This window comes from Terribium retamae (assembly GCF_022347545.1).
Classification (GTDB): domain Bacteria; phylum Pseudomonadota; class Alphaproteobacteria; order Rhizobiales; family Rhizobiaceae; genus Mesorhizobium; species Mesorhizobium retamae.
Window position 1 is genome coordinate 107,924 of record NZ_JAKREW010000012.1, and the last position, 15,144, is coordinate 123,067.

The 15,144-nt window shown below is 61.5% G+C and carries 16 protein-coding genes; 11 read left to right on the plus strand and 5 right to left on the minus strand.

The window, feature by feature from the left end:
* Window positions 1-15: 15 nt before the first annotated feature.
* A complete protein-coding gene (sbmA, locus tag L4923_RS14475) occupies window positions 16-1,293 on the plus strand; it encodes a peptide antibiotic transporter SbmA (protein WP_239366193.1) in 1,278 nt (425 codons plus the stop codon).
* A 16-nt stretch (window positions 1,294-1,309) separates the two neighbouring features.
* Here sbmA and L4923_RS14480 read toward each other — a convergent pair whose 3' ends face one another.
* The gene (locus L4923_RS14480; RefSeq protein WP_239366194.1) at window positions 1,310-2,311 is read right to left on the minus strand and encodes a polysaccharide deacetylase family protein; all 1,002 of its coding nucleotides are present in this window, start codon (window positions 2,309-2,311) and stop codon (window positions 1,310-1,312) included.
* Window positions 2,312-2,537: 226 nt separating this feature from the next.
* On the opposite strand from L4923_RS14480, the gene L4923_RS14485 reads away from it, so the two are divergent.
* Window positions 2,538-3,203 carry a tetratricopeptide repeat protein gene (locus tag L4923_RS14485; protein ID WP_239366195.1) on the plus strand — a complete coding sequence of 222 codons (666 nt, stop codon included), beginning with the start codon at window positions 2,538-2,540 and terminating at the stop codon, window positions 3,201-3,203.
* 6 nt (window positions 3,204-3,209) lie between these two features.
* Window positions 3,210-4,646: a ribosome biogenesis GTPase Der gene (gene der, locus L4923_RS14490; protein ID WP_239366196.1), complete on the plus strand. Its 1,437-nt coding sequence runs from the start codon at window positions 3,210-3,212 to the stop codon at window positions 4,644-4,646.
* Between the two features lie 7 nt (window positions 4,647-4,653).
* Here the strand turns inward: der and L4923_RS14495 are convergent, their stop codons facing one another.
* Complete coding sequence (locus L4923_RS14495; RefSeq protein WP_239366198.1) at window positions 4,654-5,568, minus strand: LysR substrate-binding domain-containing protein; 915 nt, start codon at window positions 5,566-5,568, stop codon at window positions 4,654-4,656.
* A gap of 118 nt (window positions 5,569-5,686) precedes the next feature.
* Between L4923_RS14495 and L4923_RS14500 the strand changes: the two genes are divergently transcribed.
* The 7 genes from L4923_RS14500 to L4923_RS14530 all read left to right on the plus strand — a co-directional run bounded on the left by L4923_RS14500 (window position 5,687) and on the right by L4923_RS14530 (window position 11,276).
* Window positions 5,687-7,003 carry an MFS transporter gene (locus L4923_RS14500; protein WP_239366201.1) on the plus strand — a complete coding sequence of 439 codons (1,317 nt, stop codon included), beginning with the start codon at window positions 5,687-5,689 and terminating at the stop codon, window positions 7,001-7,003.
* Between the two features lie 120 nt (window positions 7,004-7,123).
* Complete coding sequence (locus L4923_RS14505) at window positions 7,124-8,311, plus strand: cell wall hydrolase (RefSeq protein WP_239366203.1); 1,188 nt, start codon at window positions 7,124-7,126, stop codon at window positions 8,309-8,311.
* A gap of 227 nt (window positions 8,312-8,538) precedes the next feature.
* Window positions 8,539-8,934 carry an AtpZ/AtpI family protein gene (locus tag L4923_RS14510; RefSeq protein ID WP_239366205.1) on the plus strand — a complete coding sequence of 132 codons (396 nt, stop codon included), beginning with the start codon at window positions 8,539-8,541 and terminating at the stop codon, window positions 8,932-8,934.
* 68 nt (window positions 8,935-9,002) lie between these two features.
* Window positions 9,003-9,767, plus strand: a complete 765-nt coding sequence (locus L4923_RS14515) for a F0F1 ATP synthase subunit A (protein ID WP_239366207.1) — start codon at window positions 9,003-9,005, stop codon at window positions 9,765-9,767.
* 64 nt (window positions 9,768-9,831) lie between these two features.
* A complete protein-coding gene (locus L4923_RS14520; protein ID WP_127855287.1) occupies window positions 9,832-10,056 on the plus strand; it encodes a F0F1 ATP synthase subunit C in 225 nt (74 codons plus the stop codon).
* Window positions 10,057-10,173: 117 nt separating this feature from the next.
* The gene (locus L4923_RS14525) at window positions 10,174-10,773 is read left to right on the plus strand and encodes a F0F1 ATP synthase subunit B (protein ID WP_239366209.1); all 600 of its coding nucleotides are present in this window, start codon (window positions 10,174-10,176) and stop codon (window positions 10,771-10,773) included.
* 11 nt (window positions 10,774-10,784) lie between these two features.
* A complete protein-coding gene (locus L4923_RS14530) occupies window positions 10,785-11,276 on the plus strand; it encodes a F0F1 ATP synthase subunit B (RefSeq protein ID WP_239366211.1) in 492 nt (163 codons plus the stop codon).
* Between the two features lie 163 nt (window positions 11,277-11,439).
* Here L4923_RS14530 and L4923_RS14535 read toward each other — a convergent pair whose 3' ends face one another.
* Together L4923_RS14535 and L4923_RS14540 are read right to left on the minus strand one after the other, a co-directional pair.
* Window positions 11,440-12,096: a ribonuclease HII gene (locus tag L4923_RS14535; protein ID WP_239366213.1), complete on the minus strand. Its 657-nt coding sequence runs from the start codon at window positions 12,094-12,096 to the stop codon at window positions 11,440-11,442.
* A gap of 142 nt (window positions 12,097-12,238) precedes the next feature.
* The gene (locus L4923_RS14540) at window positions 12,239-13,393 is read right to left on the minus strand and encodes a PA0069 family radical SAM protein (RefSeq protein ID WP_239366269.1); all 1,155 of its coding nucleotides are present in this window, start codon (window positions 13,391-13,393) and stop codon (window positions 12,239-12,241) included.
* 113 nt (window positions 13,394-13,506) lie between these two features.
* Here L4923_RS14540 and L4923_RS14545 point away from each other — a divergent pair, with 113 nt between their 5' ends.
* Window positions 13,507-14,046: a glycosyltransferase gene (locus L4923_RS14545; protein WP_343303295.1), complete on the plus strand. Its 540-nt coding sequence runs from the start codon at window positions 13,507-13,509 to the stop codon at window positions 14,044-14,046.
* Between the two features lie 12 nt (window positions 14,047-14,058).
* On the opposite strand, the gene L4923_RS14550 is transcribed toward L4923_RS14545, so the two are convergent.
* Window positions 14,059-15,087 (minus strand): substrate-binding domain-containing protein, encoded by a 1,029-nt coding sequence (locus tag L4923_RS14550; protein WP_239366215.1) that lies wholly within the window; start codon window positions 15,085-15,087, stop codon window positions 14,059-14,061.
* Window positions 15,088-15,144: the final 57 nt, after the last annotated feature.

Sequence of the window (15,144 nt, forward strand, 5' to 3'; positions counted from 1 at the left end):
TGGGGGCAGGCAAACGTGTTCGTATCTTTCTTTCCAAGGCCGAAGCTATTTTTCCTTTCGGCTGCGGCGTGGTCGCTTTTCCTGATCTTGTTGTGGTTTTTCGGCGGGCAGCAATTTGGTTCAGTATTCGGACTTGGACCTGCTGATCCCGCGGCGCCAGCGATCATCGGCATCAGCGTGTTCTGGTCGAAGCCGTTCCTGTGGTTCTACATCTACTATGCGATAAGCGTTCTTATCTTCTACGCATTCTGGGCCTGGTTCGCACCTCACCCCTGGCAGAATTGGTCGATCCTCGTCACGTCACTGATCCTGTTCCTGATCTATTTCACCGTGCAGGTGAGTGTGGCCGTGAACAACTGGTACGGGCCTTTTTACGATTACGTCCAGGGCCTGATGTCGGGGACAAAGCAGTCGACCAATGCAGAGTATTATTGGGGAATAGCGAGCTTCGCGTGGCTGGCTTTGGTCGGCATGAACGTGCAGGTCATCAATGTCTTCATCGTTCAGCATTGGATTTTCCGCTGGCGCACGGCGATGAACGATTACTTCATGGCGAACTGGGATAAGTTGCGTCACATCGAAGGTGCTGCGCAACGCGTTCAGGAAGACACGATGCGCTTTTCGCAGATCATGGAAGACCTGGGTTCTTCGTTCGTGCAGTCAATCATGACGCTGATCGCTTTCCTGCCCGTTCTGATCCAATTGCAACAGCACATCACGGAGTTGCCGCTGGTAGGCGCCATCCCCCAACCGCTCGTTGTAGCGGCCTTGGCCTGGTGCTTTTTCGGTACCATTGCGGTGATGCTGGCGGGTATCAAACTGCCCGGCTTGCAGTTCCGCAACCAGCGCGTCGAAGCGGCTTACCGCAAGGAACTCGTCTATGGCGAGGATCATGCCGACAGGGCACAGCCTGCCACCACCAGGGAATTGTTTGCCAACGTCCGGCGCAACTATTTCCGGCTCTATGGACACTATGTCTATTTCAACATCGTTCGCTACACCTACTTGCAGGCGGACAATATCTACTCCGGTCTGATCCTCGGCCCGTCTCTGGTGGCGCATAAGATAACGTTCGGCGTGTTCAGCCAGATCTCCAACGCCTTTGGGCGGGTCACCAACTCGTTGCAGTTCCTGCTCAACTCCTGGTCGACGATTGTCGAACTTCAGTCGATCCACAAGCGTCTGCGCGCTTTCGAAGCGACGCTGGCCGGCGAGCCTTTGCCGGATGTCGACCAGCATTACCTCGACCGCGAGCGTGCAGGCATGCGCCCTGAAGATCAGCCGGCCTCATGAGTGAAAGGTGGGCGGCTCAGCCGCCCACGGTCGCCGGCTTGGTCGGTTTGCTTCTGGCCAGATAGTCGCGATAGCTGATGCATTCGACATCGGCTTTCACGCAGATTTCTCCTGCGAAACGCTCCAGCGCGTTCCAATAGGTGCCGTCGTTCATCAGCGTGAAGTGGAAGCCGAGTTCGAGCGGAATGCGCTGCCCGGCATACTGCTTGTCGAAAGCCGCGCGGAAGGCTTCGTAGGTTCGTTCCTCGAATTCCTTGGCCTGGCTCGGCCGCTCGAAGCCGCCGGAGTGGCGCACGAACAGATTGTAGTCCATCGCGATCACAGGGCGCCGTTTCGGCCCTTCCGGAATCAGCGGCAGCGAAAAACGCGTCATACCGCCGGATTTCGTCGGCAAGGCAGGTCCTTGCGAGACGCCACTGGCGTCATAGGTGAAACCCGCCTCAGGGAGTGCCTGATAGAGACCTTTGCCGGTAGAAAGATAGGGCGCGCGGAAACCCGTCACAGACTTTGCCAGATCGCGCCAACCGGCGGGCTCAGCGGCGATACCGTTGATCGTGTAGGCATTTTCCAGAATGCGCCGCGCGGCGGCGAGCTCAGCCAACCAGTCGCTCTTGCTCCAGTCCTTGCCGTCGAAATGACCGCAGGCATGGCTGCCGAGATCATGCCCTTCCGCCACCGCAAGGTTGATTTGCTCCAACCGCTCCGCCACCTCTTCCTTGGAGGCGGCGAAGCCGATGTTCGACTTGCCGGTTCCCTTGGGCGGCGTGACGTAGTCCTTGCGGGTCTCCTTCGACAGCAGAAAGACGCAGGACAGGAAATAGCTGAAATGCGCGCCGGTGCGCTGCGCGAGCGCACGGCTGCGTTTCCATTGCGTGATGTCGCGCGCATTGTCGAAGGAGATGATGACAACCTGCTTTGGAGCTGCCGGCCCCTGCGATCGTGGCGGATCGGCAAACGTCGCCGTCGCGATGACGGCGATCAGGCTGGAATACGCAAGAACACGGAACGGACTGGGCATCGTTGATACGAAAAACTACAATTCATCCAGATGGATAGGGGATATATGCGGCTCGGGCAATGGTGATGGCTGTCCGCTAGTCCTGAAATATGGCGTCGGTAGGTTCTTCCCCGCGGGCAAGATGCCGATTTTCCGGCTCCCCCCTTCCATGCTGACAAAATTCCGCTACAAGGCGGGGCTCATCTTTTGGCTCGGCTTCATTTGCCGAGCGGCAACGGTTTGATTGATGTCCGACGACAGTTTTATCCGCGAAGTCAACGAAGAGATACGCAGCGACCGTGCCAAGGCGCTGTGGGATCGCTTCGGCCCGATCCTGATTGGAGCCGCCGTGCTTATCGTGCTCGGCACGGCAGCCTTCGTGGGCTATCGCTATTGGGATACCAGCCGTGCCAACCGTTCCGGCGACGCCTTCTCACAGGCGTTGAAGCTTGCCAATGACGGCAAGCAGGACGAAGCGCTGACCGCGCTTTCCCAGTTGGAAAAGGATGGCTATGGCGCTTATCCGCTGCTGGCGCGCATGCGTGCTGCCACCGTCAAGGCCGACAAGGGCGACTTCGACGGCGCAGTGAAGGATTTCGACGATGTCGCTGCCGACGGCGCCATTCCTGCTCCGCTGCGCGATATGGCCCGTCTGCGTGCCGGGCTGCTCCTTGTCGATCACGGCAGCTTTGCCGACGTCTCCAGCCGCGTCGAAGCGCTGACCGCGGATACCAACCCGCTACGCCATACGGCGCGCGAGGCCCTCGGCCTCGCTGCTTGGAAGGAAGGCAAGTCGAAGGACGCGCTGAAGCTGTTCGAACAGATCTCGGCCGATGAGGGCGCACCGGGCAATTCTCGCCAGCGCGCCTCTATGATGGCGGATTTGATCCGCGGCTCCGGCAACGCATCGTGATGGGCAATGAGCTTCAAAGTCGCCATCATCGGCCGGCCTAACGTCGGCAAGTCCACGCTTTTCAACCGCCTCGCCGGTCGGAAGCTGGCTCTTGTCGATGATACGCCTGGGGTTACTCGCGACCGCCGCATTCATCCGGCCAAACTCTACGACATTGTCTTCGATGTGATCGACACGGCGGGTTTCGAGGACGCGCCGGCATCGACACTGCCTGGCCGCATGCGCCAGCAAACCGAGATCGCCATCCGCGAAGCCGACCTCATCTTCTTCCTGATGGATGCCAAGGCCGGCCTGATGCCGGACGATCGCACCTTCGCCGAAGTCGTGCGCCGCTCCGGCAAGCCGGTGGTTCTGGTCGCCAACAAGGCCGAAGCGCGCGGCGCCCAGGGCGGCATGCTGGAAGCCTGGGAGCTTGGCCTCGGTGAACCCGTGCCGATTTCAGCTGAACACGGCCAGGGGATGCCGGATCTGCGCGACGCCGTCATCGCGGCTCTCGGCGAGGAACGGGTGTTCGGCGAAGATGACGAAGCCGACGACGAGATTGCCATCTCCGAAGTGCTGATCGGCGAAGATATCGCCGATCCGGACGCTGAGGACGTGCCGGCTTACGACGAGGCGAAGCCGCTTCGCATTGCCGTGGTCGGGCGACCCAATGCCGGCAAGTCGACCCTCATCAATGCACTGATTGGTGAGGAGCGTCTGTTGACAGGTCCGGAAGCCGGCATCACTCGCGATTCCATCTCGGTCGATTGGGATTGGCGCGGCCGCCAGATCAAGCTTTTCGATACTGCCGGCATGCGCCGCAAGGCCAAGGTTCAGGAAAAGCTCGAGAAGCTGTCTGTCACCGATGGCCTGCGCGCGATGCGTTTCGCGGAAGTCGTCATCATCGTCCTCGATGCGACGATCCCCTTCGAGAAGCAGGATCTGCAGATTGCCGACCTGATCATCCGCGAGGGCAGGGCGCCCGTCATTGCCTTCAACAAGTGGGATCTGATCGATCACCCGCAGGAAGTGCTGGCGGATCTGCGCGAGAAGACGGAGCGGCTGTTGCCGCAGGCGCGTGGCATCCAGGCCGTTACGGTTTCAGCCGAGACCGGGCGCGGTCTCGACAAGCTGATGGATGCCGTCGTGCGCACCCACAAAGTCTGGAACAGCCGCGTCTCGACAGGCAAGCTGAACCGCTGGCTGGAGGGCATCCTGGCGCATCATCCGCCGCCCGCCGTCGCCGGCCGCCGGCTCAAGATCAAATATGTGACGCAGGCCAAGACGCGTCCGCCGGGTTTTGTCGTCTCGTGCTCGCGGCCGGATGCCTTGCCGCAATCCTATGTGCGCTACCTGGTTAACAGCTTGCGCGAGTCCTTCGACATGCCGGGCGTGCCGATCCGCATGGCGCTGCGCACGTCGGACAATCCGTTCGCTGGACGCGCCAGGAAGAAAAGCTGAACACTGGCTAGGCGACGGTGCGAAGGCGTGCCTGGTTTTGATCGCCGGGCAGCGCCGTTCGCGCAGCCTGCAGCAGGATGTCGGCCAGCCGCTGTGTGACGGGATCACCCTCCGCGTCCTTCCGATGCAGTCGCAAGCCGAGTTTGGGCAGAGCGGGCAATCCCGAAGCTTCCGGCGGCAGCGCCGCCACCGTGGGCGGCAGGCCGATGTCGGTGCGGATGGTCAGGCCGAGTCCGGCAGCCACTGCAGCCCAGATGCCGGCAAGACTCGGGCTGGAAAAAGCCAGCCGCCACGCGCGGTCGGCACGGTCGAGCCTTTCTGTCGCGATCGTGCGCAACAGGCACGGCGCCTCCAGCGACACCAGAGGCAACGGCGAGCCGCGCCAGTCAGACATGTCGAACTTGATTGGCCCGACCCAGCGCAACTGCACATCGGCGATCGGCCTGCTGTTGGGGAGCGCCGCGCCATTGTCCCACGCCAGCGCCAGATCGAGGCTGCCTGTCGCAACGCGCTCGGCCAGTTCCTGGCTGCGTGTGATCCGGGCTTCGATCTTTACCTTGGGATGGGCGCGTGCAAAGCGGCCCAATACCTGCGGCAGCACCGTCTCGCCGAAATCCTCCTGCAGGCCGAGCCGCACCCAGCCCTCCAACTCGACGTCACGCACGGCAGATGCCGCCTCATCGTTGAGGTCGATGAGGCGGCGTGCGTAACCGAGCATGGATTCGCCCGCTTCCGTAAGCGCCAGCCCGCGTCCGGCCTTGCGGAAGATCGCGGTGCCCGCCTGATCCTCGAGCTTCTTCAACTGGGCACTGACCGCCGAGGTTGAGCGGCCCAGGCGCTCCGAGGCCTTGGCGAAGCTGCCGAGTTCCATGCCGGTGACGAAACTGCGCAACGCGTCGAGATCAAAGGTGGTGCGGTTCATTTTAGTCCTGATTTTCAGGATTGATAATCAAAAACTTCCTGATTTTCCGAATGAAGCTATGGGTGTAGTCAAGTTTCGTCAAGGCTGCCTTGAGCGGCTCGAAACAAGGACGCCGGAAATGTCATCAGAAATGTTGGGCCGCCTCTCGCCGCAAACAGGAGCCTGCGCCCTGGAAAATGCTTCTGCCGACGCTGCCGCACCGCGGTTCGCTGCCGGCCATCGCTGGAAGGTGCTGGGAGTCGGGGTCGCCGCCAATGCCTGCTTCTCGATGATCTTCGCCGGCCTGCCAAGCACGGCCGTGACGATGCGAGCCGATTATCACCTTTCCAATTCCAACCTTGGACTGGTGCTGGGCTGTCTTGGCCTTGGTGTCGCTCTCAGCGAACTGCCCTGGGGTTTGCTCACCGATCGCTGGGGCGATCGCCGCGTCCTGCTGGCCGGGCTTGGCTCGCTGGTGGTTTGGCTTGCAATGATGCTCGTTTTGCTCGTGCCGTCGCAGGCCGGCACCCCGACTGTTCTTTTCCTTGCCGCCAACCTGCTTGTCGTCGGCTTGCTCGGCGGCAGCGTCAACGGCTCCAGCGGCCGGGCGATCATGGCCTGGTTCGACGAAGGAGAGCGTGGCCTCGCCATGAGCATCCGCCAGACCGCCATCCCGCTCGGTGGCGGTCTCGGCGCCCTGGTGTTGCCGTCGCTCGCTGAAGGACTTGGCTTCGCGGCAGTCTACGCGGTCTTAGGGGTGACTGCCGCGGTCTGCTCGTTCTTCACCTGGCTTTGGCTGCATGAGCCGCAATCGCATCGGGCCGCGAGGCCGGTATTGTCGGCCGTCAAGGCAGGCGCCGGCCCATTGCGTAGTGTCGCCATCTGGCGCCTCGCAATCGCCATCGGAATTCTTTGCTTTCCACAGGTGGCGGTGCTGACCTTCACCACGGTCTTCCTGCATGACTTCGCCGGCATCGGCACACTGATCACCAGTGCGGCCCTGGCCGCCGTGCAGATCGGGGCGATGGTGATGCGTGTCTGGAGCGGGCGCTGGACCGACCGCCATCGCAACCGCCGCGCCTACCTGCGTTTCTGTGCCCTGTTGAGCGGGATTTCATTTGCGGTTCTGGCGCTGCTTGTCACGCTCTCGGGCATTGCGCCGGTCGGGAGCACGGCGCTTCCGGTCGCTCTTGTCTTCATGCTGGTGTTTGCCGGCATCAGCGTTTCCTCATGGCATGGCGTTGCCTATGCCGAAATCGCTACGCTGGCCGGCGCCCAACGTGCGGGGAGTGCGCTTGGGCTTGCCAACACACTGGTCTTTGTCGGTTTCTTCCTGGTGCCGTTGTCGATCCCTCATCTTCTTGCGGCAACATCGTGGGTCGGCATCTGGATGGCTGCCGCGGCATGCGCGCTGGTTGCCTGGCCAATCCTGCTCAAACCCGAACCTCAGGGTTGAGGCATCGCACAGGAGAGAAGTCTCGCTTTTAGACAGCTGTGCGCCGGGTCGTTAACCGACCATCAAGGTTAATGCTTCATTTTGCTTCCAGTGGGTTTGATCAGCGTCCTGGAGAGTTCCGTGCATCGACGATTCGCAAAGCGGCTTCTCGCCGCCGCCGGTGACCGTAAACATTCTCTCCTGCCGACACTCGCCGTTGGCCTGGGTATTTGGGTCGGCTTTCCGACAACTGTCGCCTATTCGGACATGACCAGCCTGATTTCAGGTCTCGGATCCTCCAATGCCCGGTGGAACGCCTACGTGCAGAAGGCTGCCGCCGGTTCCATTCATGCCGCCGAACTGCCCTTCGTCGACAAGGATGCGATAACCGGATCACTCGCAGGTTCCGGCGTCAGTCTGCCTGGTGTTGGCACGGTCGCCTTCAGCGGCAAGGTCGCAAAGACAGGACAGGTCTCCGACGAAGCTCGCATTCAGCGCGCCGACAAGAAAGGCCGGATCGTCAAGATCGCGCCAGTCGCGCCGCCGAAGAACTTTTCCGCCGGGTCGATTTTCCAGCGCACGTCGTCGCTGCTTCGTCCAAGCCTGGATAGCGGCCTGAAGCTCGCTTTTGCCAAGCCGGACATCAAGGGCAAGGAAGTCCAGATCGCATCCGCCTTCCATCTGCGTGAGGAAAAGAAGAAGGACGATGGCGTGTCGTCGATGTTGGCGAGCCTCGTCACCAACGACAAAGCCGATATCCTTGCCACTGCCTATGCGCCCGCGGAGCCGGATTATGCAAAGGCGTCGCCTTTCGAGGTCTTGCTGCAGGACGAAAAGCCGAGTGGTGGCCGGTTCATTCCGCCGCTGGGTAAAGGCGATCATGCCTGGATGCAGACCCCGCTGCCAGCATCGGTCTTCTCCAAGGCGGAGCAGAAGTGCCTCGCCAACGGCATCTATTTCGAAGCACGCAGCGAATCGCTGCGGGGGCAGGCGGCCGTCGCCCAGGTTATCCTGAACCGCGTGCGCAATCCCGCCTATCCGAAGTCAATCTGTGGCGTCGTCTACCAGAATGACGACTGGCTGAATCGCTGTCAGTTTTCCTTCGCCTGCGACGGTCGTCGCAAACGCATCACGGAACCGCAGAACTACAAGATCGCGCAGGAAATCGGCATGGCGGTCACCGCAGGCAAGATCTTCCTGCCCGAAGTCGGCTCCTCGACGCACTATTATGCCGCCTATGTCAGCCCTGGTTGGGCGCGGGCGATGAAGAAGATGACGAGGATCGGCCTGCACATCTTCTATCGCACCTATGGCGGTGGCTGGAGCTGACCGGCGCAAGCCCGAGTTCCGCCTGTCGAGGGGGTAGATTCTCTCCCTTGCCTGTCCACTTCATGCCGGGCACGATGTCGCACTTGCTTAACTAGCTGATTTTTCAACGGAAAATACTTGCCGACAAAGCTTCCCCCTCGGCTTGACGGGCGGAAGGCCTCTAACTATGTTGCCCGCGACTTGAAAGCGGGCGAACGGCGACGTTTTGGCCGGGCAGGGAGGTTGCGATGGCCGACAAGAACAGGCCAGACGGAACCGGACGGACAGGCGGCGATAACAAGCCGGGCTTTCACGACGACGATCTTGAGCGCCGCCGGCGCGCGCTTGAAGCAGGTCTTGCGACAAGGCGCACGGACAGGGGCCAGGGGGAAGAAGCGGCGAATGCCGGCCGTACCAGCGGGTATGGTCAGGCTTTCAAGCTGTCGAGCGAGTTCATTGCCGGCATAGCCGTCGGCACAGGGCTTGGCTGGATGGTCGATCGTCTGGCGGGTTCATCGCCCTGGGGGTTGATCGTTGGCTTGCTGCTCGGGTTCGGAGCCGGCATATTGAATGTGCTGCGTTCTGCGGGGGCTGTCGCTGAGTTCGGGCAGGGCACTAAAGGTCCGAACGAACCGAAGAAATGAAGTGCGGCCTCGTATCGAAGCCGGAATGAACGCAAAAAGCCTGAAATGGCTTTCGAGAGGGTTAGAAAGTGGCAGCAGCTGACAAGGTCGATCCGATCCATCAGTTCCACATCAACAACATCATTCCGCTGAATATCGGCGGCTATGATGTTTCCTTCACCAATTCCGCGCTGTTCATGGTCGTCACCGTGGTGCTGGCGTCGGGTTTCCTTCTCCTGACCACCTCCGGTCGCGCGCTGATCCCGACCCGTCTGCAGTCGGTTTCGGAAATGTCCTACGAATTCGTCGCCTCGATGCTGCGCGATTCCGCCGGCTCGCACGGCATGAAGTTCTTTCCGCTGGTGTTCTCGCTGTTCATGTTCGTGCTGACCGCGAACCTGCTCGGCCTGTTCCCTTACTTCTTTACGGTCACAACCCACATCATCGTCACCTTCGCGCTCGCGGCCTTGGTCATCTGCACGGTGATCCTGTACGGCTTCTACAAGCACGGCCTCGGCTTCTTGAAGCTGTTCGTGCCGAGCGGCGTGCCGGCTGTGCTGTTGCCGCTGGTGGTCGCGATCGAGGTCATCTCGTTCCTCTCGCGCCCGATCAGCTTGTCGGTTCGTCTTTTCGCCAACATGCTGGCCGGTCACATCACGCTGAAGGTCTTTGCCGGCTTCGTGGTGACACTGACCTCCATGGGGGCTGTCGGCATTGCCGGCGCGGTGCTGCCGCTGATCATGACGGTCGCCATTACCGCGCTCGAAATCCTGGTCGCTTTCCTGCAGGCTTACGTCTTCGCGGTGCTGACCTGCATGTATCTCAACGATGCCGTCCATCCGGGCGGACACTAGCGAATACCCGGCGTAACCCGCCGGCCAATCCAAGCAATCCAGATTCATCAAGGAGTTAATTGAAATGGACGCTGAAGCCGCAAAGTTCATCGGTGCTGGTATCGCTTGCCTCGGCATGGGCGGCGCAGGCATCGGCCTCGGCAATATCTTCGGCAGCTACCTGGCTGGCGCTCTGCGTAACCCGTCGGCTGCTGACGGCCAGTTCGGCCGCCTGATTTTCGGCTTCGCCGTGACGGAAGCTCTGGGCATCTTCTCGCTGCTCATCGCTCTGCTGGCGCTGTTCGGCTGATACAAACCTGATGCCGGGCCGGCGGCTTTTTCGGCTGCCGGCCTGATTTTCAGGCCAGCCGGCCGGGATGCTCCGTTGCCGGCATGATTTCTAGGCCAGAATGACAGGAACCACGAGATGTTCGTGACACCAGCTTATGCTGAAGAGGCCGCGCCTGCCGCTGCCGGCGACCATGCCGCGCAAGGCGAGACGCACGCCGGAACCGAAGTGCCAGCCGAAGGCGGCCATGGCGGAAATACCTTCCCGCCTTTCGATCCAGCCACCTTCTCCTCGCAGCTGTTCTGGCTGGTGATTACATTTGGCCTGTTCTACATCTTCCTGAAGAAGGTCGTGATGCCGCGTCTTGGCGGCATCCTTGAAGTGCGCTCCAATCGCATCGCCCAGGATCTCGATCAGGCTGCCAAGCTGAAGAGCGAGGCGGATGCCGCGGTTGCTGCTTACGAGCAGGAGCTGGCTGAGGCCAAGGCCAACGCCAACACCATTGGCCAGAAGTCCCGCGACGAAGCAAAGGCGGAAGCTGAGACGGCTCGTAAGAGCGTCGAAGCTGGCCTCGAGAAGAAGCTGGCCGAAGCCGAAGAGCGCATCACCGCTATCAAGACAAGCGCCATGAAGGATGTCGGCTCGATCGCCGAGACGACCGCCTCCGCCATTCTCGAAAGTCTCGTCGGCAAGGCCGACAAGGCCGAAGTGGCTGCCGCTGTCAAAGCCGCTCGCTGAGGAGACACGTCATGGACGCCACATCTCTCGCGACAGTCTGGGCAACGATTTCGCTGTTCATCCTGCTCGGTGCCATGATCTACCTCAAGGTTCCGGGTACGCTGGCCAAGTCGCTGGATTCTCGCGCCGACAAGATCCGCTCCGAACTGGAAGAAGCCCGCAAGCTGCGTGAAGAAGCCCAGGCGCTGCTGGCTGAATATCAGAAGAAGCGCAAGGAAGCCGAGAAGGAAGCCGCCGAAATCGTGGAGGCCGCCAAGCGTGAAGCCAAGGCCTTCGCCGAGGAAGCCCACAAGAAGACCGAGGATTATGTCTCGCGCCGCACGGCGGTGGCTGAGCAGAAGATCGGTCAGGCTGAGCGTGAAGCGATTGCCGAGGTTCGTGCCAGCGCGGTTGACCTGGCGGTTGAAGCTGCCCGCACCGTTCTCGCCGGCAAGGTTGACGCCAAGGCCGCCGCGGATCTCTTCAAGACCTCGCTGCAGGACGTGAAATCGAAGCTCAATTGAGTTTGTAAGGTGTTATTGATTTGAAAAGCCGCCGGGGAAACCCGGTGGCTTTTCTTTATGTCTCGTCGGGCACGTCGTTGGACGGATGCCAAAAAATGAGATGGCGAGCCTCGAAGGTCGCACCAAGGGTGCCCGTCGATCAATGCCCTTCAGTCCTCGACCGTCACGCGTCCAGGCGAAATGGCGCAAATGAGACCCGGTGCAGGCGTTGCAGGGGGCCGTGCGTCGCAATGGCAGAGCGGTGGCGTGCCGTCGCATAGCCCATATGCACTTCGAAGCCATAATGCTCGTGACGTCGGCCGCAGCCAGCCATCATGCGGTCCCGCATGACCTTGGCTACGATCGAGGCGGCAGCGATTGATTGCGAGCGCTGATCGCCTTTGATCAGGGCCCGCCCTTCGCAAGGCAAACCTGGTGGAATGTCGCGGCCATCGGCCAGCGCGAGTTTTGGTCGTACCGAAAGCCCGTTGAGCGCCCGGCACATCGCCTCGAGACTCGCCCGCAGGATATTGGAGCCGTCTATGCCTTCGGCACAGATCGAGGCCATGCCGATTGCCTGGGCCTTGGCCAGGATCACCTCGAACAGCGCCTCGCGTTGCGCCAAGGTCAGCCGTTTGGAATCGTCAAGCCCCTCGGGGATATCCTTGGGATTGAGCACCACCGCGGCGGCAACAACGGGGCCTGCGAGGGGGCCACGCCCCGCCTCGTCCATGCCGGCGACGGGCCAGAGGCCTTGCGCGATAGCCTTCTTCTCGATCGAGAAGTCCGGCTTTTCGACGATTTCAAACAAGAGCGGAGAATCGGGACGCATGCGAGCCATAATACGGCGAAAACTCGCACCAGTCCCGATTCTCCGCAAGCCCTCAGGCCAGTCGGGGTAACTGGCGGAGGGCACCGTCAGACGGCCGGGGGACAGGGCCGGACGGGATCTGTTGCCCAGGCAGGACTAGCCTGGCTGGGGGCTACAGCAGCGTCAACTGCTCGAAGGGGCGTGCGGCCGGAACGAACTGGTCCGTCCTCAATTGCCGCCGCTCGAGATTGAGGCCCAGCCGCTTTGCTGCGATCTCGAAGCGCCTGCCGATCTGCCAGGCATAGGGGCCGGCACCTTTCATGCGCTTACCCCATTCGGAATCATAATCCTTACCGTCACGCATCGATCGGATCAGAGACATCACGTGTCGGTAGCGATCGGGATAGTGACGCAGCAGCCAATCCTTGAAGATTGGGCTGACTTCCAAAGGCAGGCGCAGCACCACGTAACCGGCTTCCCGTGCTCCGGCCGCATAGGCGGAATCGAGGATGCGCTCGATCTCGGGATCGGTGAGGCCGGGAACGATCGGCGCCACCATCACGGAAGCCGGAATGCCGGCATCCGACAGTTGCCGGATCGCCTCCAGCCGCTTGGTCGGTGTCGAGGCGCGTGGCTCCATGGTGCGGGCGAGCATGCGGTCCATCGTCGTCACGGATAGCGCGACCTTTGCCAGACCGCGCTCGGCCATGCGCGACAGGATGTCGATGTCACGCGTCACCAGCGCTGACTTGGTGACGATCCCGACGGGGTGTCCGCGCGCTTCCAGCACTTCGAGGATCTCGCGCATGATGCGGTATTGCCGCTCTATCGGCTGGTAAGGATCGGTGTTTGTGCCGATCGCGATGGTGCGAGGTTGATAGCCTTCCTTCGACAACTCCTTGTCGAGCAGGCGCGCCGCATCGGGCTTCGCAAACAGCTTGGCTTCGAAGTCGAGCCCGGCCGAAAGGCCCATGAAAGCGTGGGTGGGCCTTGCAAAGCAATAGACGCAGCCATGCTCGCAACCGCGGTAGGGATTGATCGAGCGGTCGAAGGAGATGTCGGGAGACTCGTTGCGCGTGATGATGGTGCGCGGTTTTTCCACCTGCACTTCCGTCTTGAACGGTGGCAGCTCTTCCAGCGATTCCCAGCCGTCGTCGAAGACATGGCGGCTGACCGGCTCGAAACGGCCGGACGGATTGATGCCCGCCGATCGGCCGCGGTTGCGTTCTGGACGCACGCGCATGCCGCTCTGCTCCATGATGGCGTTCGCCATCTCGGCCCGTCCTGCTCCGAAAGCGGCAATGTCGGCACGCACAACCTGTTCCATCTTGGCTCTTTCCCAGGGGCTTTCTGCGGGGCGTCGAATCGCTGTCCTCATGAAATTATTCCTATCCGCATTCTTAGAACAAAGCAAGAACTTACGCTGTGCGAAGAAGGCTGGTGTCCGTCGCCGCTTTCCGCTATTCGGCAGGAATGCTGAGCGTCCTGATCGAAACGCGGAATGACGAAGAGGGATTGGCGCGCACTCTGGCTTCGCTCGTCGGGGGCGTCGTCGAAGGCATGGTGCGCGAAGTGATCGTGTGCGATCTGGGCTCGACCGACCAGACCGCCAAGGTGGCCGAGCACGCCGGCTGCCGCTATCTGACGGCGGGAGGGATAGGCGCCGGCATCACTGCAGCCAAGGGGGATTGGGTGCTGGTTTTGGAGCCGGGGGCGAGGCTTGTCGAAGGCTGGGCAGACGTGGTCGCCGACCATATCGCACACTCCGGCAAGCCGGCGCGGTTTTCACCGGCTCGCGGCGCGCGCAAGCCCTGGTTCCGAACGCTGTTCTCTCGACGGAATCTTACCGCCAACGGCCTTGTCATAAGCCGTAAACAGGTGGTTGCGTCACAAGGAATGGCAAGTGGCCTGCAAGCGTTCGCCGCAGGTATACGGACGGTGTCGCTCCCGGCGGATATTTGGCCGGCTCCCGGCCGCTAGAGGCGTTCGGAGTCACGATCCCGCCGGAGCGCCGGCGATCGAGGCTCTGACAACCAGGTCGACGGGCCACACTTCACCGCGTGCACCATCCTCCAGGCCTGATAACCGCGCAATCAGCCGCTCCGCCACTCTGGCACCGGCGGCACGGATCGAGGAGCGGGTGGTCGACAGCGGAACAGAGAAGTTCTCGGGCTTGAGCCAGGAAAAGACGTCGTCATGGGCAATCAGCGACAGGTCGCCTGGTATGGTGAGGCCGAGTTCGCGAACGGCGCGCACCACGCCCAGCGCCATGATCAGGCTGGAGCAAAGGATCGCCGTCGGGGCGCTGCTGCCCTCCAGAACACGCCTCGCTGCCCGATATCCGTTCTCCTCCGTCATGACGGTCGAGGAAACCTGGTCGTCGGGCAAGGCAAGCCCGTTGCCTGCCAGCGCGCGCCGTACGCCGCGCTCGCGATGGATGGCAAAGGTCTCTCTTTCGTCGCCGTTGATCAGCGCGATACGCCTATGACCGAGTTGGATCATCAGCCGTGTTGCTTCTTGAAAGGCGCCTTCATTGTCTATGTCGAGATAGGGATAGTCGAAATCGAAGCCGTCGCTGCGCCCGTGCACCAGGAAGGGCAGGCCGAGCGTGTCGAGCAAGGCGACGCGGCTATCCTGCGGGCGGGGCGAGGAAACATAAACGGCATCCACCTGCTTGTTGGCAACGATACGTCGGTAGGTGGTCTCCTGTTCCTCCGCGTCGGCGGGCGACAATACGAGGTCGAGTTCATGCGCGCGAGCATAGTCCCCCAGTCCGGACAGGAACTCGACGAAATGCGGATCGATGTCGACTGCCGAGCCGGTCGGCAGCACATAGCCGATCATGCCGGTTTTGCCGGTGGCCAGCCGGCGCGCGGAAGGATTGGGACGATAGCCGTGGCGCTTGGCGGCATCGACGACACGCCGGCGCGTTTCCTCATTGACTTCGGGATAACCGTTCAGCGCGCGGCTTACCGTGGTCTGAGAAAGTTGCAGCATGTGCGAGAGCTGCTTGAGATTCAATTCAGTCTCCCAAAGCGCTTGGAGGCCCTCTTTCCCTTGGTCGCCAAGCTTCTTGAA